The sequence below is a fragment of the Legionella longbeachae genome (assembly GCF_004283175.1).
In the GTDB taxonomy this organism is placed as follows: domain Bacteria; phylum Pseudomonadota; class Gammaproteobacteria; order Legionellales; family Legionellaceae; genus Legionella; species Legionella longbeachae.
In genome coordinates, this window is record NZ_RXNW01000009.1 from 180,061 (window position 1) to 206,066 (window position 26,006).

The following is a 26,006-nucleotide window of genomic DNA, read 5'->3' on the forward strand; positions in this document are numbered from 1 at the left end:
TCCTGAAATTAGATTACTTATTTTCAAGAGATAAATAAAATGACTTATTTTAATGGTTGTGATAAAGTTTTTTTATGGCTTTATTATTAGATGACATAAAATATTTTATAATCGTTAGTGAAACCCTTAACATTACAAGGGCTTCTGAGATTATTGGAATATCTCAGCCTGCACTCAGTTATGCTGTGAAGAGATTAGAGAGTAAACTGGGTGGACAGCTTCTAATTCGTCTAAAAACGGGTATCCAGCTAACGAAGCTTGGAGAGGAGTTTAAGCGGCGTTCTTATCGCCTGTTATATGAATGGGAGCAGACCCAAAACCTGGCCAATTCTGAATCAGGCCTTATTCAAGCTAACTATACTATTGCGGTTCATCCATCAGTTGCTCTTCATACGCTCGAATACTTTATGCCAAAACTTCAGGAAAACTTTCCAAAACTTAGTTTTAATTTTATTCATGGTCTTTCAAGAGAGATGACTGAAAAAGTTATTAGTTGGGAGGCCGATTTTGGAATTGTTGTTAATCCTATAAAACATCCTGATCTGGTTATTAACAACTTAAGTACGGATGAGGTCACCGTCTTTTATGCCCTGAATGCTGAAGATAAACTGATTTATGATCAAAATCTTGCCCAATCACAATATATACTTAAAAAGCTGGGTAAAAAATTAATTTTTAATGGTGTACTTAATTCTGCTAATCTTGAGGTTGTTGCTAAATTAACATCATTAGGCCTTGGTTATGGTCTTTTACCCTCCAGAGTCGCATCTCAATATAGCCACCTTAAAAAATTAAAAAATGCTCCTGTATTTCACGATGAGATTTGTTTGGTCTATAGGCCTGAAAAACATAAAAATCCTGTAAGTAAAAAAATAATTCAGATTATCAAGTCTTCCCTGGATATTCGATGAAATATTGGTGTATGGGTAGTCAGTATACTTGGGTTGATATTTAGTTAGAGCTTAATGTGATTGGCTGTTAATAGTTGGCAATTACTCTTATGGGAAAGTTTAGAATCCCATTATCCATGATGGATGCAAGGAGTAATCATTGGGATCAACGCTTCGGTCGTAGGATTATTATTAATCGCATTTGATCAACTGGTTAGGTCAAAGCGCTATTTTCTCATGATATGATTATTTTTTAGCGATTAAGGTCCGAATTTGATATCAAACTCATTTCAAATGAATCCCAACTTTAACGGGATCCATGAGTTCTTTCATAGAGCTATTTTCTTCCAGTTTAAGTCGAATTTCTCTAAAGCTTAGGCGATTTGCATGATTAAATGCATCAATCACCCGCTTTATATTGTCGGAGTACATATTTTCAGGCGATTTACGAATTTTTTCTTGAATTAAAATAATCGAATCGGAGATATTATCTTCATCTGAACAATCAATGGCATTTACTATATTGCGTATATCTTGAATCAGGCTTGGGACAGCATTATCTGTTCCCTTCATTAAATCATCATCTTTTAATACGACCCCCACAGCAAAAATATTCTCTTCTCTTTCATTTGTAGGTATCTTTATAACCCTATTTTTCACCTTAAACTTACCTGGCAGAGTACTATCTGTTACTAAACTCTTTTCTTGATGGGGAATATTAGTATTATTATGGGGAAGGGTGGTTTGCGGTTGGAGGCTGGATGATTGAGTTTTTGCAATGGACGGAAGACTATATTTTGTTATATTATCTTTAAGGTTTTGTAATCTATTTTCTAAATCATTTACAACAGAGTAATCGAGATCTTTTTGGGATTTATTCTGTTTATTGCTTTTCTTTTTTAGTATCTTTAATGTTTCTAGACATCGCTCTAGAATAGCTAAATAATCTTCTGATTGAGATGAGTTTATCTGTGTGATGTTTTCCAGAACAGCGATTTGCTTGGTTATGTCAGCTAAAAGTTGTTTCATAGTTACTTTCTCAGCTACTTCCTCCTTCTGAACTGGTAGTTTAAGAGTACTCAGCGATGCCAGCTTAACCGACGCCTGTTGGCTCAATTTAAGGATTCTGTCTTTCAGATCCGTATCAATTAGCCCCTTAATTCGTTCACTCCTCTCTGAAAGATAATTAAATTCCCGTGATGCATTAGCGAGGTATCGAAACTTAGCTCCCCACTCACCTTCAGCGATACATGCACGTGCCTCCTCAAGTGCCACTTTGTTATCGACCATCAATTTAATTATATTCATGCCTTCTTTGGCTATAGCAGCTTCTGTAAAGTTAAAATCAGTCCACTCGCTCTCTTTAGGGAATGAACCACGAAATGGGGTATTAGATTCTTGTAGGTGTGAAATATATTCTTCTAATACAGGAATGATTTTTTCCTTCAGAAACCCTTTATATGCTTGAACCTGGCTACTTGGAGCTTCAAGAACTAATAGCTCTTGTTTTTTTATTTGGATGTATATATTGAAAATATGATTTAATTCTGATTTTTTTCTCTTTTCTAATTCTCTTTGCTCTTGCTCTACAGTATTCTTTAAATCACCCAACTGAACAATTAACTGTTCCAGCTCCTCAAGGGGAGTCAGATCAACTTCTGGTTGTTCCTCTAAATTTATTGCGTTTTCTAATTGTTCGTTTAACAGGGTCAACATTGGCAAAGTTGATGCGCTTTGTAATTCTGTCAGGGTGCTATTAACTGCAAGAGCATGATCGATAGACAAAACAGACACTCCACCGACTTGAAAATTTCTCATCTGCTCCAAAAAACTTTTCGCATCATCCTGTGCTTCAGGTTTATATAAATAGTGTCTAAATGAATCATTTTGCACCGCAGATAATTTCAGAGTATTACGCCGATTTTTAATTAAATCAATATATGAATTTCTACTAATTTCATTTTCCTCGGGTATATAGAACTCAACAAATTTTTCAATAAACTCATCAGGCATAAGACAAATTTTTAAGGTTGCTTGATTTATTTCCCCTCTAAATAGATCATTTTTCGATAAAGCGATGGGATTTAGGATTTTTGAGGGAAGAAAAAATGAATTTGTCCTTTTATCATCTAACCAATTATTCGCAGCAAAATCTCCCTTACTTGGTAAATTTGCAATTACTTCCGGTGTTAGGGAGAAATGAAGTCTTTCATCTAAAAGTGATGCAAGACATTGATCGCCGTCTATCTTAATTACTCTACCGTCTTTGTCTAAACCTATATTTCCATTTTTCAAGTCAACTTCTTGCAAAAAAACTGCTACCAGAATCGCCTGTCCTAAACCGGTATACGTTCCATCTTCAAACAGCTTACCTTCCCCATAAGGCAGGGATTTATAGGACTCTACCTTTTCAGAACAGACAAAGTAGTCTTTTTCGTCTTTAGCAATACGTGTTTGCGGTTGGTGGGGAATAAACAAACGAAAGAACTCTTGTGCTAAAACCTCATGCCTGGCTATTACAGGATTATCAGCTATCTTGACTATCCAGTTACTTGAATGTCCAGGAAACGCTCCTTCTGTAAACATATGAGTAGCTGCATGTGCCTTTTGGGGTTTAGGGCCTACAAATTGATTATAATCAAATATTGGTAGAGTCATAACAATTTATATCAAAAAATACATTATTTAAGTATAGTGGAAATGCTAGAAACACATGCGCGAATAACTATCAATCTAAAAATTAATTATTACTATAACCGATTCCTTAGATATTAAATTTGTAATGCTTTATACGTATATCCAATGCACCATTTTATTTAATTCCTTGATGGCTCGACCGTAGACTTGATTTTTATCCCTGTTAATGGCATTGCTATGGGGTGTTTGATTACTTTTAATCATTTTTAAGTAACCCGTTTAGCAGCAATAGCATAGCGTAGATGCGACAAATAAAAGCCAATTGTATCAGTAGGCTTCTCGACTGCGCGATATAGAGAACTCTATTGCTGTTGATCTTGATCTATGTTTCATCTGGTTGATGTTCTAATCGTTTATTAAATGCTGGAGTATATCACTGAACCCAACTATACATAGTATACGCCATTGCTCTGCCATCATTGCTTCTAAACCACGATAGCTTATAACTTATTTAGAATACCAGCGGACGCAAACTAATTTCCGCTTTTGCAGCAGAACCTTCGTTTTTAATTGCGTTTAAACCCAGCCTGATATTAGTACATCGTTGCTGTGCTAAATCCTGACTTATCCAGTTCTTGGGTAATTGCGGGTGCGGTTTTATTCCGGCATTGAAGCGTTGATTATCCCCAATCTCTATAGCGTGAACTATGATTTCCATACCTTCGGGAACCTGGTTTTCCACCAAATATTGTCGGACAGCTTGTTCAACTTGTGCCAGTTGAGCCTCTTCCATTTCGTTACAAATGGCATCGATTTCTTCTTGGGGATTTAATGACAAAGCGGCTGTTCTTGCTCTACGAGCAATGTCTTCGGGTACGGGATATCCACCTAACATTTGCTGTCCAAGTGCGGTAAATATATCATTGGCTATATTGTTAAATGTAAATGATTTATATTCTCTATACCTTTCTGGATTATCTTGCATATCACCCTCAAGCCGAGACATAGCGGTATTCATGTTATACATATATCGATCCACAAGCTGATTAAGCAATACATCTGATTGACCACTCACATAAATGCCCAGTTTACGCCAGGCGCCTGTTTTCTCTTTTTCAGTTTCTGCTGGTAAAATAAACTCATTCCGCAGATCATTCTTTTCCTCTGCATTTTGTGATGGTATTGCCTGAAACAATTGTTGAGCAATAATCTGGTATTCAGGTGATAGAAAAATTGCTTCAATACAGCTGCGAATTCCGGCTCTACATTTATCTAATTGTTCTTGCGTAACCGGTGTAGAAAATAGGTATTGCCACTCTTTAATCGTGCGAGAGTCTTGGGGAGTTAGTTTTGCCTTCATCTTCAGCCATTCATCTTCCATCCTAAATTGGAGCGCTTCATATTGGCTCTCAATTACTGCAGAGTTAAGTCCTGGTTTGGGTGCTTGTAAACCATTCCAGCCTCGGGCTGGTATTATATTTACATAAACATTCAGGTTATTTTGGCTTTGAATAAAGACCATACTATGATCAAGACAGGACTTTTGGTCTCCTGCTCCTGGACAACTTGTCGCTGCTTGGTATGTTTTAGATAGCAGAACAACAGGATTGTGACCTTGTATTATTTTAATAGGAGGAGACTTCTCTGTTGGAGTCTGATTCTTTGTGATCCAAACACCAACCATTACATCTGTTGTACTTTCATCTGTGGCACCATTTTTAAAATATTGTGAATTTTGTGATGACTTTTCAGAACGTTTTTGAGTCGTAACCTCTGTAGGATAACAAACGCTAATATCATATCCTATTGAAAATTCCGTAGATAAAACGTGATGCAGTTTTTCACGATTTTCAATTACCATTCCAGCTTCAGCAACCTGATTGGTCACTGTTGCAAAATTGACATCTCCTCCAAAGGTAATCTCGCTGATGGCATTCCACTCATCTGGGGTAAATTTTTCTTTAACCTCTCTTATAAATTCTGCAATATCACTCAGCGTTCCATCACGTTGATTTTTACCACTTCGGCCATGCACCGTTAAATTGAGATGATAATGTGCATCTTGATGTTTAATAAGTTCTGCAGCATATTTATGAGGAGATTTTTGGGTTTTAATAGCAAACACTTTTTTCCCATGAGGAGTAGAGCCGATGATCGTTTTCGAGGCTATATCTTGATATCTTGGCATATTACACTTTCTTTAAAATGAATTACATGCTTAACATTAAATCAATAAGGTGTGTATGTGTCCAATTAGAAATACTTAATTCACATATCAAATGTGCAAATAATATTAAAAATCACATGGATTATGTTTTATATGAATCGAATTCAGGTTAAATTAATACCTAAACTTTAGATAAATTCGACATATTGGAAGAAAACGGTTTTATGAAAAAAATCATTGATCCTATTAAAGTTGGAATGAGTTTGAATTGAGATTGAGATCAAACTTGGGAGATAATCGCACAAAAAAGTACGACAATCCAAGCAGGGACTCGCCAAAACTGCAGCAAAAGAAAAGCCGTAATTGCTAATAAATAGTCATATAATGAGAAAATAGCGCTTGACCAAACCGGTTGATAAAATGCGGTTAACAACAGTCCAACAACTGAAGCGTTGATTCCAAGGATTGCTCTTTGCATCGATGGATGTTGTCGTAGATTTTCCCATAAGGGTAATGTGCCAACTATTAATAAAAAAGATGGCAAAAAAATAGCAACTAATGCAATGAGTGCTCCAAGCCATCCATGGGGGACATTCGTTGAAACTGCACCTAAAAATGCTGCAAAAGTAAAAAGAGGGCCTGGCAATGCTTGTGCCGCACCATAACCAGCTAGAAAAAGAGAGTTATCAACCCAACCATTCGGAACGACTTTTGCTTGTAATAGAGGCAAAACTACATGTCCTCCTCCAAACACTAAAGAGCCTGAGCGATAAAATGCATCAAATAATTGCAAAGGATAATTTATAGTATATGAAGATAAAATAGGTAAAAAAATCAGTAAAATAATGAAAGAAATCAATAAAAAAATTCCTGTACGTTTACTGATGTTAATCACCAGCTCACTTGTTGGGAGTGATTGATTGGGATGAAGAAAAAGTAAACCAAAAATACCACCAATAATGATCATGAGTATTTGTCCTGCAGCATAAGGGATGATGCTTGAACCAATACAAGCAAATACGGCAAGGCTTGCTCTTGTTTTATCGGGACATAACGAGACACTCATTCCCCAAATTGCTTGGGCAACAACTGCAACAGCGACTACTTTTAAGCCATGCAACCAAGGAGCATTATCATGAATTCCCAGTTTGATAAAAAGGAGACCAAACGATACCATCAGTAAGGCAGAGGGTAGGGTAAACCCAAGCCATGCAGCGATGGCACCGCGAATGCCTCCCTTTGATAAACCCAGGGCGATACCTACTTGACTACTCGCAGGCCCAGGTAAAAATTGACATAAAGCGACTAAATCTGCATAAGCATGATCACTTAGCCATTTCAGACGATTTACGAACTCATGGCGAAAATAACCAATATGGGCTACGGGGCCTCCAAAACAAATACACCCCAGCTTCAAAAAAATTATGAATATAGTGGTTGTAGTTACATTATCCTTCAATTCTTGCATGATTGATTATTCTTCGCAGAAGTCAGCAATATTCATCCTGAACCTGGATTTTCAACAGTTTGCCCCGAAATCTTGCCTGCATGCGAATATGCGGTATATAACAAAATAAACAGCAGCTTTTGTAAGTTATTTGTGCTTGGTACAATAAGCATTTTGTCATTCAGAGCTTTTACATATTATGCATAGCAATCCTGCGGCGATAAAACCGCAATTAATTCCAGCTAGTTTAAATGATTATCCAACAATTCGGAATATGGCTCGATTCTATATCTATGATTTATCACGAAGTTGTGGGCATGATTCCGCTGATTGGGCTCTTCCCTCCGATGGTCTTTATGAAGCGTTTGATTGTAAAAAATATTTTGAAGAAGCGAGCAGAAAAGCATTTTTAATCAAAATATTAGATGAATTGGCAGGTTTTGTGCTTTTAAATAAAGTCTCAACCTTTTCCGATATTGATTGGAATGTCGGCGAATTTTTTATTCTTGCACGATTTCAGAGGCAGGGTATAGGTCAGTTAGTGGCTCATGAGCTTTGGAATACCCATCCTGGGCGTTGGGAAGTTTCAGTTCTTCCTGAAAATAAGGGTGGTTTATCTTTTTGGCGTAAAACAATATCTGTATTTACTAATGGAAAATATAGCGAGGCAGTAAAAGAAATTGATTATGATCAACACCAGCCAAAACGGATTACTTTAAATTTTGCAACACAAAATCATGAATCTCACCCGTTGAAACAAAAAGTATATCAAAGCATTACTTTTGTCGATAAGCTCAGTGAGTCACTTGAAAAATACATGACCAAGGATTTAATTGCTTATGAAAGAAGTCATGGAGTTGATGTCAATTATAAACGCTTTTCGGTAGTACTTACTAATGAAGTAAATGAAGTATGCGGTGTTATTAATGCATTTACCGCTTTTGCCGAAATTTATATTGATGATATTTGGGTCGATGCTAAACATCGCGGTAAAGGATATGGGCGCCAATTAATAGATGCTCTTGAAACTCATTTCAAAGGCAAGGGTTTTAACAACATCAATTTATGTACCAGTGCTTTTCAAGCCCCAGAATTTTATAGAAAGTGCGGTTTTCAGGAGGAGTTTACTCGAACTAATAAAAAAAATCCCCAACTTTCCAAAACATTTTTTGTTAAATTTTTTAACGAAGAGCAGGAAACACAAGGGTGTATTAATTAAATCGAGTTACTCTATGAAAATAGAAACTAGAGACCATGATCCTCTAGAGCTCAACGTTGGCCCGAAACTTCATTTCTCGAATATTATCCCGCATTTTTGACACGATGAAAGCAACCTCCTTTAAAAATGGGGGGCTGGTAGCAATGGACTTATTCTAAATTTAATCAGCCACGGTCTATTAAATAGACCTTCTGCTTTCGCAGAAGGAGATGATCTACTCATTGATGTACTTAACTCTATAAAATATGATGCTCGAACAACTATTGTTCTAAATGCATTATATAACCAAAGGAAAATTTGGAATGTATGATTCCAATTTTAGATAGCATACTAATCATTATTTTAATGATGAATTTTTATAATTAAGAATAGAGTAAAAATATTTCAAATAATGTTTTTGGTGGATAAAAGGAACACTTCAGTGAATGACTCCAGTCTATTAAAATCAAACTAATGTGGAAGCAGCTAAATTAGCATCCTTGATAGTCTATTGAATTAATGATTGTCCAATTCAATGTCTACGGGGATGAAGGAGATGAATAAATTAGCGGCATTTGCCCCCCGCCTGGCGATTATTCCATCGTATTTCCGAGCAATTTATTCGGCGTTGTTAATGGCGTGTTAAGCAGTACCAAAAGTCAAATTATGGGGAGTCTATTTGGCTTATTTAATGCCGCAGTTCCTGACCTTTCGGCAAAAAACTTGTCGAAAGGTCAGCATCTATTTTAATAGTTTGTCGGTAGTCGATCTAATTTACACTCCTAATTTTATAGGGTTGTTAGTAAAATTATTTTTATCTCCTCTATTATCATGTATAAGTTTTTTATACTTTAAGCAAGTGGAGCTCGAGTCTTTTATTTGATTTTCAAGTAAACATTGCTTATTTTGTTGAAGATGATCTTTTGTAGCGGTTATCTGGAGCGATGTACCTATTTGAAGTTTACTCGTAAAACGAGTAAAGTCATTCAAATCAAGCTTGAATTGACCTTTCTCCGTGAGCAGTAACTTCAACGTACCATGGTTATCGATATACGATACCCCTTTTTCGCCCCAGGGATTTGCCAAGACTAAATATTTACTGTCTATACCGTAAGAATTTTGCTCTACTCGATAATCGAGGATAGTGTAAACATGCTGCGCATAAAGCCCCTGAACCTCGTCTTTTTCATAAAAGGCATCTCCTTGCTGATTGTTTCCCATAGAACAGGTTATTGGACAATTATTTTCAAGTGCGTTTTTAATCGTTTCGAATATCCTATGTTGATAGGTTGTATATTGTCCAGTTCCTGTTGGACCTGCAATATATACTGATTGGGTTTCATTCTCTTGCAGTGGTTGGTTTGCTGAAGGGGACTTAGGTGCGATTAGGTTAGCATAGCTGTTTAAGATGTCTTTTACTTCTTGATTTATATTCAGAAGTTCACCATTAAGCCGCTTAAGCTCATTTATAATTGTCGTATAGTGTGCTGTATCAAATTGCTGAGATGACAAGGGGGCTGGGGCTACCAGATTTTTGTAATAGTTATAGTCTTTAGTTCTGATTTTGTTTATAAACTCAAGCCATGTGAATAAGTGATTAATTTTTCCTTTAAACAGTTTTTCATAAATCAAACTATTTTCTTGGGACGTAGACAAATAATTTTCAATTTTATTAATATATTCTTTGTCTAATTGCTCTGTTCTTTGATTATCTTGTGTATATTGCTGCCATTTCAAGCGAGCAAAACCCATTATAAAGTCATCGTTCCACGGGGTAAAAACTGCCCTGTTTATTGAATGAAGAACCGGTTTATGTCCTGTTAAAACATATAGTGCTTGTTCAGGATGTCCGCCTTTACCATAAATTGTTCGAAATGAAGGATATTGTTTTTTACCATCTGGACCATAGCCCATTCCAGCGTAGGCTTTCTCTAAGATATGTACCCATGGCTGATTGTGTTGAATAATAGAACCAGTCTTAGGATTTTCGAGATAATTTTGAAACTCAGACAAACTTACTCTGCAAATGACCGGTGTTTGAGTATCGAGATCAAACAATTTGACATAAGCATGTTGCTTGTCTTGTTTAATCATATTCATTATATAATCAGCACCACCTTTTTTAGACAAAATAGCATTTATCGCGGCTAATAAGAAACAATCTCCAAATGCGCTTCCTTGCTGGATATCATTGATACTTGGTTTGGTTTCAAATATATTTTTATCTACATTTTTATGATTAAATTTATTAATAAAAGATACATGACTCTCTTGGATATAACCTTCATCTTTAATTGTTACCCCTTTACCGCTTTCAGGTAGATCCGGATTTAGGCCCTCTTGATTTATCTCATAGAGTGCGACATGCATATACCCTGTATAGATCAATTCTCCTGATTTATTTTTGGAGTAGAATGGGCGAGCGAGAATATTAGTTTTTTTGTCAAGGGAGGTGAAATTGCCTTCACAGACAAATTTACTGTTTTGGAGTGTGGGTGGGTTAGAGAATAATTTAATCGCACCGTGGTAGGTGAAACGATCAGTTTGTGCCTCAATGCCCACTGAGGCATCAATAATATTATCTTCCATGTCAAATTTTAAAAAACCTTTTTTGGCGTCTAATTCTTCTCTTAATTGTTTTCCTGTGTACATGATAGCCTCTCAATGTCATAAAATAATTTGTGTCTAACATCTAATGTATTAAAAAATGATTAATGGCGTATGACATCAAGATAGATAGTATTGATAACCTATAAGATTTTGTTATATCGGGGCTATTGGGAAATTGGGTTAAATTTCAGAAACGAAGCAAATGCGAATTGCAAACAGAAATAGACTTAAATGCAATTAATTATACAGCGCTGAACAAAAAAGCAAACATTTATCCAAACGGTTAAAAATTTTTTAGTATACATAAAATTTAAGCAAATGAGAATCAAGTTGTTCATCATCCGTAGTTTTTTCCAATAGTATAAGGCCATTTCTGAGATTCTGTCCTCCAGAGCCTGGGGTAATTTAAAGGATGACTGACCTTTTTTATTATGACCATAATGATCTTTCATGAGCATGATATAAGCCATGACATTACTATCTTCATTTTCTGATTTTCAAAATAGACCAACAACTACCGAAATATATGATTGCCTTTTCGGTAATGGCGTAATAATTCACAGAGATGGGATTCAACCACAGCAATTTTGTTTGGCGACCAGTCTTGATAATCAAATAAATTTAGAATGACTTGTTTTGTTGGTTAATGCTTTGACGTGTGATGCTGCTTGGTAGCTTGCCCTTTGGATTTTTATCAAAATTTGCAATGAGATAGGCCACGTCATCATTCACTTCATCGAAAATGAGTTCAAAAAAATTCTGCTTGGGTTTTAAGTAAGCTGTAGCCTAAAAGCAATTTAGGTCTTTGTTGTAGAATATTGACGCAACGCAATCATCTCTTGTAGACAAAGCTAAACAAATATTTTTCAAGTAAGTATCAATTATATTTACCGACAAAAAAGCAACTATAGAAGGAAATTAGAAGATAAGCTTTAATTCATAATCAACAAAAAGCAGAAAAGACATAGAGCTATGTAAAGATATTATTTTATTATGCTGCGCAAATATTCTCGCGTTGGATTGAATTATTTAGAATTCAGTAGAAAAAATAAATGTTGCAATCGCCTTGTCTTATGTGGGTGCTTGGATTTTAAATTCTGGGTATGATCAAGCCATATTATTTGTGCAACAAGAACAAAGTACCGTAGATCTTGTGGCTCAAAATACGGTATGGCAGAGTGCCGGTGGGGGGGGGAGGAGCGCTTAGTGATTGAACCGCCATTTATGCATTCTTTTTCTCTATATTAAGTTACACTATGATGTATTTAACAGTTATCCAAAAGTCATTTACCCTAATCACTTACTTGCCAGACAAAGTATTACGGTGGATTGGAGGCACACCTGAAAGTATCGGCCAAGAATCAACACAGTGGGGTGAAGAGGTAAAAGGCAAAACTCAAGAGGCAGGCAAAGAAACACAACAAGCTCAAGGTCAAATGGAAAAAGCATGGGTGGTTTGGGTATTAAAGCTGTTGGTAAGGCTAAAGGTGTCCTAGGCAAAGCATTTCGTGGACAGGGGGAAGTTTCAGCTCAAGGAAATAATAGGTCTGCGGCTCAAGATGCTACTAAAGACTCTGGGTCTGGCTCATAAGATATCACAGCAAGAATGGATGAGGTAGGGGGCTCTGTCCTACCAGTGACCAAATAATTACATAAAGAGGATTATCTGCTCCAGGTATAATTGTGCTTTAGAGGACTAAAAAATCATCACTAACGCTAAGGAGCAGATATCTGGGGTCTATTTTTGTTTTGGTAGGGCTACATATAATGAGCCTGCATGATTTAACCCATTTGCTTCTATACCAGCTTGATTCCCCTCACCTTTATAAACGTCAACATGAGCCCCTACAATAGCCCCACCCGCGTCTTGGGCCACACACCAGGAAGTAGTTTTTTTGGATTGATAAATAAAATTCATTCCTATAGGGATGACTCGGTGATCGGTTGCGCATGAGGCATGGGGGGTTAGAGGAATATTATCTGAACCATAAGGTCCACCATCCTCTTTAGCAAAAAAAACAAAACTTTGATCGCGATTTCTCAAATCCTCGGCTTTTTCAGGGGGTAGACTATTTAAGTATTGACGAATTAGTTTTTCTGATCCACCGCTTTGTTTAATTTTTTTAGATACATTGCAGCGTAACTTTGCTTCATCATGGCATTTAGGATCTTTTGCGCAACGCTCCATTGTATTCAGATTACCCCCACAAGTTGGGTCTTGGGCGCATTGAACTATGCGGCCAAGCATCGTCCGCGGCCTACCATTAGCGCCATCATAATTTAGACGAAATAGTTTGCCATCCAGAAGTAATGAGCCAGAGCCTTGAAGCATTAAAAAAGCTGGGTCATTGGGATCTTTAACATACCCAATTATATACTTTGGATTTAAAGCCCCATGATTAATTTCCTCTCGATCTGGCACTAAAGAATAGGTGTTATTGGCATTTTTCAAGCAAAATCCACGTGCTATTTTGGTCAGTGGATCAACACCACAGAGAGGGGTGTTTAAATGAAGTTTTTTACTTTCCGATGTTGCTTGTACAACTCCTGGGTTACTATAAATGGGGTATAAAAATGCTCCATCATATTTGGTACGAGCTTCAAGAGGGGCTGGCGCGTAATAAGCAGTAAATTGGAACTCGCCTTTTTTAAATCCTGCATGATTTTCAGGCCAGCCATCACTTTTATACCAGTCAAACTCGCTTTTAATAGATGCTAGATATTTTTGAAAATTACCATGGGCTTCTTTTGCAAGAGCAAGCATTTTTTGGTTGGTATTAAGGCACCATTCTTGGCGCTTGAATTTTTGACCAGCAATCGTAACTGTTTGAAATTCAGCGTGTTTTTTATTACAGTTTACAATCTGATTATTTAATGCCTTAATCACTTCATCCATGTTTCCTACAGAATTATCTAACGGTAGTTCTGATGCTGAAATTTTATGGAATTTAAAGCGCAATACACCAGGCTCTTTCGCGGCCATTTTCTGTCTTGTAGTAAAATCTGCAAGCCTTCTAATATCCAAACAGCGCTGAATTGGATCATTGGGGAGCGCTGCTTGAGTGATGGCGCTAAAAGTCATTAACGCAAGTATTAAAATGGATTGAAACATAGTTATCCTCTAGCCTGGCTTAGGTTGAGCTTTAGCAGCCTAACCCTAATTTGAATTTGTAACTAATGATTATATAGGCTATTGACCAGCTATCAAAGAATTTATCTAGAAAGAACATTCTATGAAATCAGGTATTACGAACTTATTAAATGAAGGCTATACTTGTTTATGAACTACAGAATTGAAAAAATGAATAGCAAAAGATGATGAGAAAATTTCATTTAGCAGAGGAAAAATCGCCAACACATGCTAATTTGACACGTTTCTTGAAAGCCGAGGGATGGAAGCCAAGCAAGTTTTCGGCACTGGCGTCAGTGAATGAAGATTGGCTTAGGTTTTCGCCGTTGATTAGTGAAACACTTGAGTATAAACATCTGCTGGCTTCGTTCTTACAAGAAAACCATCTCGAACATTTGATGCCGAAGACTTTTTATATCGATGATCAAATTTGGCCTTTTGTATTGGCTAATGTTGGTAACTCACAATCTGCTAACTTTCCTTGGATATTGAAACCCTCCATGTTGAATAATGGACAACATATTCATATATTTCATGACTTAAATGATGTTGAGGCACATTTTCTTTCCCATCCTCGCATGGGGGGACCTCAAGTTTTACAGCGTTATATTGATAGGCCGCAACTTATTCAGGGTCCGACATTTGGTCATAAATTTTCTATTCGAGAATTGCTTGTCGTCTCTACACACGCAGGCTCGGCACTTTTTCCTAGTGGTTATTTAAATATTGCCTTAAAGCCTTATCAAGAAGATAATTTTAACCTGCTGGAAGCCCATCTCACCAATGAACATCTTAGTGATGAACGCCTTAATGTTGTCCAACGCTTAAGTGATGATATGGCCATTTTTCAACCCTATAAGCAGGGTATTATTTCTATGTGCCAGCTTGTGGTGAAGAGCCTAAAAAAGCAATTTGCCACTGTTTGGCATGATAGCCAGCCTCGAATTGCTTGTTTTGGATTTGATTTTATGATTGAAGCAGAGGGTAATAAGCTTTGGTTATTGGAAGTAAATCATGGGCCTTGTTTTCCTGTTGATGATTCACATCCTTTATTTGATGTTTTATATCGTCCCTTTTGGCAGCAATTAATCAAACGGTTTATTGACAGAGAACCATCCAATTTTATTGCATTGGATTAAGTCGTGTTGACCATTCATCCCATTAAGTTTTTTTAATATAATTCAACAATCCCTTTGCAAGGATATTCGAAATATCGATTTGGTTCGTGGAATGCAAGATGGTATTGCACGTAATGAGTTGTTTTGCTCCGGCGTTTAAGAGCATGTCTTTTGTTTGGTAATTAAAAAGGGCATGCACACCAATACATATCGAATTTTTAAAGCCATAGGTTACTACTTGTTTTAGCGTATCTAACATGCTTGCTCCAGAAGAAATGATATCATCAATAAGGACGGCAGTGCCTTTAATATCCTGTATCTCGGGTAGAGATACAATCACCTGGTTATCACCCAAACGTTTTTTTTGCGCAATTACATAAGGAAGATTGTTAAAACTAGCGATTTCAGAAATCCATTGTCGGCTTTCTTCATCGGGGCCTATTAAAATGGGATTTTTAATATGGTGAGAAATCCATTCAGAAATATTTTTTGCAGCATGCAGCACTATTAGGGGGGAGATTGTGTATATTTCTGAAAGTTGAGATATTCGATGTAAATGTGGATCGATAGTAATCATCCCATCAATGCAGCTCGAAAGTAATTGAGCAAAAATCGTCGAGGTAATTGCTTCACCTGAATGAAAGCGCCTATCTTGTCGCATATATGGGAGATAAGGCGCTACCAGGCAAATTTTATTTGCTCCAAGTTCTTTAAGAGTTTTTGCCAAGAATACGAGTGGCAGCAACTTGTTATTAGGATGAGCAAGTGTGCAGACTAAAAAAACGGTTTTATTTCTAATTTTTGAATGAATGCGAATATAAGATTCCTTATCAGGAAATGTTCGTATTTCTGCTTTGCCGACTTCAATAGCAAGTTTAGAGCTTAATTTTTTTGTAAGTTCTGAATTTCCTGGTAATGAAAAAAGAATATACTTATCCATAGGGTTACTCTTAGACTATGTTTGTTTGGGTGTGATTTTAATAATGTTGGGTATAGATGAAGCATAAGTACAGGCATAATCTAAAATCCCTTTAGATTCAGCATGCACGCGATACAACAATTGTCCTTTTTCTATTTGAGTATTTAATTTTGCATAAAATTCAATGCCTGCGGCAGGCTCATAAGGAGCTCCTGCCAATTTTGCAATTTTAGCTAGATTTCTATTATCAATTTCGGTAATAAGCCCATTTTGTGTCGCAATAATATCCCGTGTAAATGATGCAGTAGAGGGGATTTTAAAACCACCTTGAGCTTCGCAAATTGCCAGAAACTTTTTTAGAGCAGTGCCACTTTCCAGTAATTTTACTGCTAACTCTGTAGCCTCCTGATGCGATATTTTTTTTCCCAATTCAAGCAAGATGGCAGCAAGTGTAATGGCTTTATTTTTTAAATCGATAGGGGCATCTTTATTATTATGTAGCACGGACAAAATATCTTTTGCTTCTAATGCAGGGCCAATACCTATGCCAAGAGGTTGGTTGCCATTTGTTTTTAAAGTAATAACCTGGAGGTTGAGGGCTTTACCTACTAGAGAAAAATAATTTTGATATTTGAAAAATTCAAGTTCGGAACGAATTTTTGCTGTTGGCCCAACGGGTACATCTATAAGCACATGTGTTGCGCCCACTGCAATTTTTTTAGAAAGAACGGAAGCTATCATTTGTCCCATGGGGTCAATATCCAGCACCCTTTCTACTCGAATAATAATATCATCTGCTGGACTTAAACCTAATGCCCCTCCCCAAACCATGCAACCACCTTCACGTGCAACTATCTTGCGGATTTTAGAAAGAGGTAGATTTACTGCGGTCATCGTTTCTATCGTATCAACAGTTCCTGCAGGAGATGTGATTGCCCGTGATGAAGTTTTGGGAATAATGAGGCCAGCTGCAGCCACAATTGCTACAACAATAGGAGTAGTTCTATTGCCTGGAATACCACCAACGCTGTGTTTATCAAGGATAATTGGATGGTTCCAATGCAATTGCTCGCCTGTATTTACCATAGATTGGGTAAGGTAAATAATTTCGTCAATGCTTAGGTTGTCATGACCACAAGCAGTAATAAAACTTGATAAATGAATATCGGAATATTTACCTGCTACTATGTCACTGATAATTTCATAAAACTGAGGTGCGGTTAATGTATTACCATATATTTTAGAGCGTACGTAGTCTATAGACTTAACGGGAAGCAGGTGAGAGATATTAATATATTCACCTTCTTTGGCGTTGAGTTGTTCCCAGGCACTTTCGGAAAGACTGGCTTCGGAGTCTTGCAATATCTCAGAGTGAATAATATTCATGGTTGCAATGATCGATTTTTTATTTAACCGAACGATAACTCGAGCCTGTGTTTCAAAACCCTCTGAAATACAAATAAAACAGTCTGAACGTATAAAAAGAATAAATTCCTGTTTTGTATCAATCCCTAATTTAACTAACTTTAACTTATTGGATTTCTTGGGCTTATTCATTTTAACTTTTCTTGATCTAAATAGTTAGGAATCACACAGTTCCAATGAAATTTTTGCTCTATTTTAACCTTAAGAGATTCGGAAGATTCTTTTTCACCATGGGTGATAAAAACTTTTCTGGGTGCATTTTTTAAATGGGCTAACCAAGCCAGTATCTCAGTATAATCTGCATGTGCAGACATATTTTCCATCTGAATTACCTCAGATTGAATTGGAACCATTTGCCCAAACATCTTTATTTCCTTTTCACCACGGATCATTCGATCACCACGGGTTCCCCCTGCCTGGAAACCACTAAACAGGATTGTATTTCTAGGGTTTGGGGCAAAATTTCGTATATGATGTACCACTCGACCTCCTGTGGCCATTCCACTTGCAGAGATTAAGATCATGGGCATTTTTTGATGGCTCAATGCAATCGATTCTTCTGTAGTACGAACGTAGCGTGCAATACCACAAAGCGCTGCACATTGCTGGGCAGTTAATCGATTTTCATTTGTATGACGGGAAAATAGTTCTGTTGCATTAGTAGCCATGGGACTGTCCACAATAACAGGAATATCCGCAATTATTTTTTTTGATTTTAATTGTTGAATGTAATACAACAAAGATTGAGTACGACCAACCGTAAAAGCAGGGATTAAAACAATACCGCCACGTTTCACTGTACGGTTAATTACTTCTCCAAGTTGTTTCTCTGGATCCGTTTTATCATGTGAACGGTTGCCATAGGTTGACTCAACAACTAAATAACTGGACTCTATGGGTGCTTGAGGTGGATTCATAATAGGATCCTGAGTACGACCAAGATCTCCTGAAAAAAGTACAGATATATTATGATGACAAATCTGGATAAATGATGCGCCAAGAATATGGCCTGCATAATGAAAGCTTGCATAAAAATCTTTATGTATTTTAAATGGTTTGTTTAAGTCTGTGGGCTGAAAATAGTTCAGTGAGCGTTCAGCATCCTCTCGAGTGTATAAAGGAAGGGCTGGATGATGCTTTGAGTAGTTTTTTTTATTTGCATAATTAGCTTCTTCCTCATGAAGATGGCCGCTATCGGGTAATAGAATTTTACACAGATCATAGGTTCCCTCGGTACAAATTATTTTTCCACGGAACCCATTTCTTACCAGTAAGGGAATATATCCACTATGATCAATATGAGCATGGGTAAGCAAAACATAATTAATATTTTGAGGATTAACAGGTAAAGAAGCCCAATTTCGCAATCGAAGTTCTTTATAACCTTGAAAAAGGCCACAATCAACAAGAATTTTCATATTTTCGGTTTGTACTAAATATTTCGAACCCGTAACTGTTTGAGTGGCACCTAAGAATTGTACTTCCATGAATCCATCCTTTGCTTTATTTATACTATTTATTATAGGAAAATCGATGAGCATATTGCTATATGCATGCATCTTTTTTCACTTTAACAACGCCATACACCGTCCCAATGATCAGGTGGGTTATGAGCTAAAACTCGACAACGCTCAATATAGATGGAAGCTAATTGATCGCCTGGATAAGCAGGGGTAATTGCCATAAATGCTTCTATGCTTTTATGCCATAAGCCTTTTTGATATAGTGAAAATGCTTGAGTAAATTCTTGTTTGTGTCGCTCAAGATTTCCAAGGTTTTGAGCAGTGATTAGCTCATAAATTGCAATGCTTTCCTGTTTACCGCGAACAGCAACTTCATCTAAAAAGCGAAAAGGAAATTTATCTGATACTTGATTGAATGTTGCATCGCTAACAATAATTTGCGTATTATAATTCTTGTTTATTGATTCCAAACGACTTGCTGAATTCACTGTATCACCTAAGGCAGTATAGCTAAGTCTGTCTTCAGAACCTACATTACCGACAATAGCCTCCCCAGTGTGAATGCCAATTCTAATGTTAAATTCGGGAAATCCCTCTTGTTTATGTTTTATATTCAGCTTTTTAAGGCGTAAATTCATTACCCTGGCTGTTTCACAAGCATGAAACGCATGTTCCTCATCTTTTGTGGGGGCATTCCATATGGCCATAACTGCGTCACCGATGTATTTATCCAGTGTACCTTCGTGTTGAATTACCGCTTCTGTCATAGACTGAAAATAATCAGATAAATAAGTCATTAGTTTTTGCGGGGGTGTTGATTCTGAAATGGTTGTAAAGTTTTTGATGTCTGAAAATAAAATAGAAATGGTTTGATTTTGACCGCCAACACGAGCAATTTTTCCCGTATGTACTAATTTTTTAACTAAAGAATGAGGAACATAACGCTGAAAGGAAGTTAAACTCGAACGTAGGGTAGATAATGCCTTATCCAAATAACTGATTTCTTTAATTATAGTCTTTAGTGGTGACTTGGATTTAAGATTAAACATGGTGATTTTTTTTGATTCTTCGGCTAATTGAATGATGGGATTTGATATTTTCTGGGAGACAAAGCGAACCAGGATTGCTCCAATAAATAAAACTAATACAGTTAATAAAATGTAGCCCTTACTTAAATTTTTTAGTGGTTTTATCACATCATTTTCAGGAGTAATAATTAAAATATGCCAAGGTTCTATTCCTAATTTGTTGAATATCGGTTGATATGAGAAAAAATATTTTTGATTTCCATTTACATAGGATTGTATTTTTGAGTAAAAATGTTCATCGAGTATATTGGGTGGAATATTAAGTTTTTTTAGTAACTCGGGATCTAACTTTTTTCCTAAAATATTTTCTGCAATCCGTGGATCATGAAAAGCAATGATATTTGAATTGTTGTTAATGACAAAAATCATTGTATTTTTCGTGAGCTCCAGCTCTTTTATAAATTGTTGGAGGTGATTGATGGTCAAAGCGATTGCAACAACACCTTTTAGATTATTATTTTTATCATATATCGGAGCAGCAACAGCAACACCGGGTTTTTTACCAAACAAATAAAATTTATATGTGTTGGTCCATATTGGTTTTTTGTTGCGCACAACTTCTTGGTACCAAGGACGGTTCCTTGGATCATAGGGAATAGTTGTCGATTTTTTTTTAATTATTTTTCCTTGATTATCCAGCTCATAACGAATGTTTACAAAAGGAGGTTTAGAGTTCACAGTGTGGATTAATTGTAATCCTCTTTTTTCTTCTCTATTTATATTAAAGAAATCACCATTTGCTGCCCCATAGTGGATCATGAACATGTTTGGGTTACCCTGGATTGTTTCGAATAGAAATTGCTCAAATAACTTCTCTTTATCAGAGTTGATAATGTCATTCCTGATCGCATTTCTTATTTCAATTAAATTATGGTTTAAGGGATCTAAATAAGCTTGAAATCGCTCACTCACGTATAAAGATGTTTTTGCAATTAAATCCTTTGCACTATTATTAAGAAGCTTATTGAAAGCGAGATAATTAATACCAATAATAGTAAAGCCAATCAGACTTAACAAAAACACAAATAAGGCCATAATACTAATGTGTATGCTAATTTTAAAATTGCGAGCCATTAATTTATCACTTATAGTTAAGCAGTTCGAAAAAAATGTTGTCAATTGTCTATATGTTTTTATAGCAGAAATATTCAGTTACTATAAAAATATCTATGTAAAAAACGAAATAAGTTCGAACGGTTGGGTCACTACTACAAGGGTATTTAATTTATGAGTAATACAGAAATAATTGTTTCCCCAACAATAGGTGTTTACCTTGGATCAAGCATGGGAAATAATCCAGCTTTTAAAGAAGCCGTTGTCTCTTTAGGAACAGGAATTGCCAAACTAGGACATACAGTGGTGTATGGTGGAGGAGGAACTGGCTTAATGGGGCTTCTTGCTAAAACGGTTAAATCTTATGGTGGAACTGTTATTGGAATAACTACTGAATACCTTGCTAAAATTGAGACACCAAGCGAGTTTCTGGATGAATTACATATAGTGAGCTCCATGTATGAACGAAAACGTTTAATTCATGAAAAATCATCGCAGTTGATAGCGATGCCCGGAGGGATTGGTACATTTGATGAGCTTTTCGAAACCTGGTGTGCTATCAAAATAGGAGTTATTAAAAAATCGTTTGGACTGATTAATATAGGAGGATATTTTAATCCAATGCTTCAATTTATTTCTTCTTGTAGTAGTTATGAATTATTAAACGAACAAGATACTAAAATTCCAGCTGTCTATAATGAGGTTTCATCCTTTTTAAACTATTTAAAAAAAGAGCCGCAAGCTATCGCTTTCGAAATCTATTCCAATATAAATCCCGGTAATGTTAAAAATAGAGGTAAACATTCAATTGAAACCAATGAAATTGGCTAAAATTTTTCGTTATAGCACAAGTTGCGAAGTACTTACTCATTCAAGCTATTCTGCTAAGGAACACTGACAATATTTTTCAAAATTAGTTCATGTCAAGACTGTTTTTTTTATTTTTGTTTGTTTAGAATGTCGGCTTCTGCATTGTCCTCATACATCAAATTCTGTGGATAATTTTTTCAACCTAATTTTAAATCAACTTTAAAAAATTCTTAATATCCTGATTTTATCAATGTTTTATGAACTATAGATATAAGCTACATTTCTAATGTTATACACATTTTCTGTGGATAAGTCTGTTTATAGATTGTCAAACTCCTTGTGATATTTAGCAGTTTAAGAGATGCTGTATCATTTTGCAGTGTGTCTTTTTTGATATGCTATACTAGCAGGTTACGAGTTAGGTTAAGCATAATGAACTATAAATCAAAATGGATACTGATATGACAATTTTTATTAAAAAGGTCTCTTCTGAGGAGGATATTAAAAAATGTCTGGAAATTCGCTTTAAAGTGTTTGTTGAAGGCCAGGATGTTCCTCTACATGAGGAGGTGGATGGAAAAGATGCAGAGAGTGAACACTACCTTTTATTGTACAATGAGTATCCATCTGGAACTGTTCGGGTGAGGTATGTAGAGGATTTTGCTAAAATTGAGCGAGTAGCTATATTGGATGAATATCAAGGAAAAGGATTAGGGGTTGCACTCATGCGCTTTATATTGTCTGATCTTCAGCAACGTACATGGATAAAAAAAATCAAATTAAGTTCACAAACTTATGCAATCCCATTTTATGAAAAATTAGGTTTTCTGATATGCAGTAATGAATACATGGATGCCGGGATTCCCCATAAAGACATGCAATTATTTTTTGAGTGAATTGATTAAAGGAAGCAAAGAATTTCAACTTATTTATTTTAAGCTTGGTCTTGGTTAGGGTTTCCTGGCTTGATTCATCCGACAATAAGAAATTCATATGCGAATTTTAGACTGTAACTAAATCCTATTTTACAGCCCAAAGTGTTTTTGGGGAGTAAGCATGCAATCCCTATTGCCGTTCCAAAATTGGTTTTCGGCAAGGGTGCATGACTGAAGATATGTTGGTTGTTTAGTTATAGCCTCAATGATTTTAGGAGGCGATTTAATGATAAATGGTACAAATAAATTAGACACGGTCAAACAAGCCTTTAGACACTGGCGAGCCACACGAACAAAGCGGGAGCAAATTCCAGACAAGTTATGGGAGCAAGTCAAGGGATTATTGGGTGATTATACTCCTTCGAAAATCGGCAGTCATTTAGGGATTAGTCCAATCCAAATCAGGAAAAAATTAATGCCTGTACAGAATACTGGCTTGATACTGACTTGCAGTTTGTTGAGATAAAAGGAAAACCTACGAGGCTTGATTCAGAGTTTCTATCAAATAGCGGTGTACCTTGTAGTGTTGAACTTCATCGTCCCTGTGGCAGTATACTGAAAATCAATGCAGTACCGATGAGTAGGGTATCAATGCTCATGCTGGATTTTCTGGGGTAACAATGCTGCAGATTACCCCACAACATCGGTTGTTACTTGCTGTTGAACCCGTTGATTTTAGAAAAGGCATCGATGGCTTGAAAACCCTATGCCGAAAAAAGCTTCTTGATGACCCATTCAGCGGTACCGTATTTGTTTTTACCAATCGCATGCGAACTTCAGTGAAACTATTAGTGTATGATGCGAGTGGTTTTTGGCTCTGCCAGAAGCGGTTCAGTCGAGGCAAGCTGGCATGGTGCCCTAGTGGATTGAGTCCCTTCGTTGAATTACGCTCCAGTGAATTATTGATACTTCTTGCCCAAGGCCATCCCATAAAAGCAAGCCTTCCAGATGATTGGCGCTCTATTGCTTATGCGGCCAGTGATGATTCGAACAAAGCCTTGGTGGCCTCATAATTCCAGGGAAGCCATGCTTTGGGCTTTTTAACAATTTGGTCTTTATAAATTTGCAGTGCCACCAAGTATTCAAAGGGGTTTATTCCTGCTAACTCACAGGTATAAATAATGCTGGTGAGTACACTGCCTACCATAGCGCCATATTCGGTTTTATAAAACAGCCAGGTCTTACGTCCTCGGATAGGGATTTTTAATCCTCGTTCCAAGTCATTGTTGTGAATGGGCGCACCTAGAACTTGCAAAAAACGGGTGAGTTTTTCCCAATGCTTTAACATGTAGTTGATGGCCTTACCTAAGGACTCATTAGGCTCGACTTGTTTAGATGTCAGAAGATTTTCCATATACGCCTTTGATTCCATCATCGCAGGTCTGGTGTGCTTTTGATGATAGATTAGACGCTGTTGTTCATCATGCCCAAGTTGTTTTGATTCCTCGTCCATCTTAAATGGAATTGAAAGCCACTTCATGATGGGCAGGCAATGTTCTGGGTAGAATGCCTGCAACTCATCAAACTTACGAAAGCCATGAGACAAGCAGTTGCACACAATGGTGACATGGGTCTCTGGGATGTTATGACTTAGTGCATCACACATTTGGATGACCTTGTCATTATTCTTATGGCGCTTATTAAGAAGGAGCTCCATGTTTTCGCCAGAGTGACGTTGGCTGTTATAAAAGAGTGCTATTTTATGGGCGCCGTTTTGTGCCAATATTCCTGTGGTGTACATGCCAGTTCGTTTTTTATCAGGGTTTAGTCTGTTGTGACGAATAGTATCTACAATTCGAAGAACAGTATCATCATTGTGAATTAAAGAGCCATTAGCGGCGAGTATCTCTAATGCTGGGAATACTAATAACGCACAACCAGCTAATTCTTCCATGAGTTGCCATTGGGTAGAGGAGGGAATGAGAAAGCCAATGAGCAATTGAAAATATTCTTGTCGATGAAAAGGCATGGCCATGTAGTATTTTGTAAGGCTAGCATGGCTTTAAAACTTGGATGATATTTTTCCTGGTGGACATGGGCTGGAATATTGGCGGAAAAGATCACATTGCATAAAGCACATCGCAGCTTCTCAATCCAATATTTATTAACGGAAGCTAAATTCTGTCCTTTGATATTAATGAGGATGCCGGGATTGATGGAATAAAGCCTGCCACCACAGTGACGTGGGCATAGTTGTCCAGCACTTAGAGACTCTATGGTAATGGTGTGTTCCTGTGCATTGATGTAGGCGGTATGCGAAAGGCGTCCATGTCTTGTAGGTTCTTTGGGCTCATGGCTCTCATCATTTGAAGGGCTGGTTTCGGATTTTTCTGAATCGGCGTTATTCTCTTCTTCCTGGAGATTTGTCTTGTTGTTTCGTTGCCTTATCTCCTTTGCCAAAGATAAGACCTTTAAATTGGATACGGTTATTTTATGCTCGACCAGTGCGCGCGGGATCCAGTAAGCCAGGTGAATACACCCAATGAAAAAGGTTTTGTTCCCTCTGGTAAGTTTGATGAGTGTATTAATGCAATGATCTGATCAACGTCTTCGTGTGATTTTTCAATGACAATCGGTAGTTCTTTTGCTGGTGTCATTTAGCAACCCTGCTCCTCTTAAGGGCAGCAAGGTTAGCTAGCAGGCGTAATAAAATTAATAGGTTGGGGCGAAAATAATGACTCAATGCTTATTTGCCGCAAATCTACAATCCGCCTCATTCAACATCAATGTATGATGACTTACCGAGAACTTCAGTGAAATAAAAAGCAATAGAGGTATCTTAGCCTTATTGAGAACAAGGCCTGATAACCTGAGTGAAGAAATAAAGGCCAAAAGAGACGCCTTTTTAACTCAAAATCCGGCTATCGATGCAATCTATCAATTCAAATAACAACTCCATTCTCTTTTAATGAAAAGATTTGGCTCTACGCGTTTTCATCTTATGGATTACCTCGATGTACAAAAAGAAAGTCTAAATCTCTTGTGGGTTTAAAATTATCAAGTGTTACTTGATAGGAATTATCTTGGGAAACTGTGAGTGGTGCATTAAAACATCCTAAGAGAATAGCATTAGCAGGTGGTTTAATGATCAACTTAAATTTTTTAATAGGGCCACG

At 36.7% G+C, this 26,006-nt stretch carries 20 protein-coding genes and 1 pseudogene; 9 read left to right on the forward strand and 12 right to left on the reverse strand.

The features are described from left to right. The first annotated feature begins 74 nt into the window (after positions 1-74). Positions 75-911, forward strand: a complete 837-nt coding sequence (locus tag EKG34_RS10870; RefSeq protein ID WP_003636357.1) for a LysR family transcriptional regulator — start codon at positions 75-77, stop codon at positions 909-911. Positions 912-1,175: 264 nt separating this feature from the next. On the opposite strand, the gene EKG34_RS10875 is transcribed toward EKG34_RS10870, so the two are convergent. The 3 genes from EKG34_RS10875 to chrA all read right to left on the reverse strand — a co-directional run bounded on the left by EKG34_RS10875 (position 1,176) and on the right by chrA (position 7,162). Next, complete coding sequence (locus EKG34_RS10875) at positions 1,176-3,548, reverse strand: SidE phosphodiesterase domain-containing protein (RefSeq protein ID WP_003636359.1); 2,373 nt, start codon at positions 3,546-3,548, stop codon at positions 1,176-1,178. Between the two features lie 490 nt (positions 3,549-4,038). Next, complete coding sequence (locus EKG34_RS10880; protein WP_003636374.1) at positions 4,039-5,715, reverse strand: hypothetical protein; 1,677 nt, start codon at positions 5,713-5,715, stop codon at positions 4,039-4,041. Positions 5,716-5,974: 259 nt separating this feature from the next. Next, positions 5,975-7,162: a chromate efflux transporter gene (gene chrA, locus EKG34_RS10885; RefSeq protein ID WP_003636376.1), complete on the reverse strand. Its 1,188-nt coding sequence runs from the start codon at positions 7,160-7,162 to the stop codon at positions 5,975-5,977. Positions 7,163-7,340: 178 nt separating this feature from the next. Between chrA and EKG34_RS10890 the strand changes: the two genes are divergently transcribed. After that, positions 7,341-8,360, forward strand: a complete 1,020-nt coding sequence (locus EKG34_RS10890) for a GNAT family N-acetyltransferase (protein ID WP_003636380.1) — start codon at positions 7,341-7,343, stop codon at positions 8,358-8,360. Positions 8,361-9,113: 753 nt separating this feature from the next. Here EKG34_RS10890 and EKG34_RS10895 read toward each other — a convergent pair. Further along, positions 9,114-10,991, reverse strand: a complete 1,878-nt coding sequence (locus tag EKG34_RS10895; RefSeq protein ID WP_003636382.1) for a C2 family cysteine protease — start codon at positions 10,989-10,991, stop codon at positions 9,114-9,116. Between the two features lie 1,214 nt (positions 10,992-12,205). Here EKG34_RS10895 and EKG34_RS18410 point away from each other — a divergent pair. After that, on the forward strand, positions 12,206-12,445 hold the full coding sequence (locus tag EKG34_RS18410) for a hypothetical protein (protein WP_035905073.1): 240 nt from the start codon (positions 12,206-12,208) through the stop codon (positions 12,443-12,445). Between the two features lie 242 nt (positions 12,446-12,687). Here EKG34_RS18410 and EKG34_RS10905 read toward each other — a convergent pair whose 3' ends face one another. Next, positions 12,688-14,061, reverse strand: coding sequence for an MltA domain-containing protein (locus tag EKG34_RS10905; RefSeq protein ID WP_003636388.1), 1,374 nt, complete (start codon positions 14,059-14,061; stop codon positions 12,688-12,690). Between the two features lie 203 nt (positions 14,062-14,264). Here EKG34_RS10905 and EKG34_RS10910 point away from each other — a divergent pair, with 203 nt between their 5' ends. Beyond that, a complete protein-coding gene (locus EKG34_RS10910; protein WP_003636389.1) occupies positions 14,265-15,218 on the forward strand; it encodes an ATP-grasp domain-containing protein in 954 nt (317 codons plus the stop codon). A gap of 22 nt (positions 15,219-15,240) precedes the next feature. Here EKG34_RS10910 and EKG34_RS10915 read toward each other — a convergent pair whose 3' ends face one another. The 4 genes from EKG34_RS10915 to EKG34_RS10930 form a co-directional block, all read right to left on the reverse strand. Further along, positions 15,241-16,137, reverse strand: a complete 897-nt coding sequence (locus EKG34_RS10915) for a ribose-phosphate diphosphokinase (protein ID WP_003636390.1) — start codon at positions 16,135-16,137, stop codon at positions 15,241-15,243. Positions 16,138-16,152: 15 nt separating this feature from the next. Continuing rightward, positions 16,153-17,673: a thymidine phosphorylase family protein gene (locus EKG34_RS10920; protein ID WP_003636391.1), complete on the reverse strand. Its 1,521-nt coding sequence runs from the start codon at positions 17,671-17,673 to the stop codon at positions 16,153-16,155. Beyond that, positions 17,670-19,028 (reverse strand): MBL fold metallo-hydrolase RNA specificity domain-containing protein, encoded by a 1,359-nt coding sequence (locus EKG34_RS10925; protein WP_003636392.1) that lies wholly within the window; start codon positions 19,026-19,028, stop codon positions 17,670-17,672. The genes EKG34_RS10920 and EKG34_RS10925 overlap by 4 nt, the downstream gene beginning before the upstream one ends. 83 nt (positions 19,029-19,111) lie before the next feature. After that, the gene (locus EKG34_RS10930) at positions 19,112-21,166 is read right to left on the reverse strand and encodes an adenylate/guanylate cyclase domain-containing protein (protein WP_012979266.1); all 2,055 of its coding nucleotides are present in this window, start codon (positions 21,164-21,166) and stop codon (positions 19,112-19,114) included. 153 nt (positions 21,167-21,319) lie between these two features. Here EKG34_RS10930 and EKG34_RS10935 point away from each other — a divergent pair, with 153 nt between their 5' ends. From EKG34_RS10935 to tnpB, 4 genes are all read left to right on the forward strand, one after another. Continuing rightward, positions 21,320-21,976, forward strand: a complete 657-nt coding sequence (locus EKG34_RS10935) for an LOG family protein (RefSeq protein ID WP_003636394.1) — start codon at positions 21,320-21,322, stop codon at positions 21,974-21,976. 440 nt (positions 21,977-22,416) lie between these two features. After that, the gene (locus EKG34_RS10940; protein WP_003636395.1) at positions 22,417-22,851 is read left to right on the forward strand and encodes a GNAT family N-acetyltransferase; all 435 of its coding nucleotides are present in this window, start codon (positions 22,417-22,419) and stop codon (positions 22,849-22,851) included. Between the two features lie 265 nt (positions 22,852-23,116). Further along, positions 23,117-23,356: a hypothetical protein gene (locus EKG34_RS10945; RefSeq protein ID WP_003636398.1), complete on the forward strand. Its 240-nt coding sequence runs from the start codon at positions 23,117-23,119 to the stop codon at positions 23,354-23,356. Between the two features lie 154 nt (positions 23,357-23,510). Further along, on the forward strand, positions 23,511-23,903 hold the full coding sequence (gene tnpB, locus EKG34_RS10950) for an IS66 family insertion sequence element accessory protein TnpB (RefSeq protein WP_003636399.1): 393 nt from the start codon (positions 23,511-23,513) through the stop codon (positions 23,901-23,903). Here tnpB and EKG34_RS10955 read toward each other — a convergent pair. The 3 genes from EKG34_RS10955 to EKG34_RS10960 are packed head-to-tail and all read right to left on the reverse strand — an operon-like array spanning position 23,858 to position 25,487. Beyond that, entirely contained in the window at positions 23,858-24,859 is a 1,002-nt protein-coding gene (locus EKG34_RS10955) for an IS66 family transposase (RefSeq protein WP_080619964.1), read from the reverse strand. The genes tnpB and EKG34_RS10955 overlap by 46 nt on opposite strands. Beyond that, a complete protein-coding gene (locus tag EKG34_RS18230; protein ID WP_003636402.1) occupies positions 24,772-25,290 on the reverse strand; it encodes a hypothetical protein in 519 nt (172 codons plus the stop codon). The genes EKG34_RS10955 and EKG34_RS18230 overlap by 88 nt, the downstream gene beginning before the upstream one ends. A gap of 26 nt (positions 25,291-25,316) precedes the next feature. Then, positions 25,317-25,487, reverse strand: a complete 171-nt coding sequence (locus EKG34_RS10960; RefSeq protein ID WP_003636403.1) for a hypothetical protein — start codon at positions 25,485-25,487, stop codon at positions 25,317-25,319. Positions 25,488-25,590: 103 nt separating this feature from the next. Between EKG34_RS10960 and EKG34_RS18985 the strand changes: the two are divergent. Further along, positions 25,591-25,777 (forward strand): annotated as a pseudogene (locus EKG34_RS18985) (ISL3 family transposase); the annotation flags it as partial. Positions 25,778-26,006 lie beyond the last annotated feature (229 nt).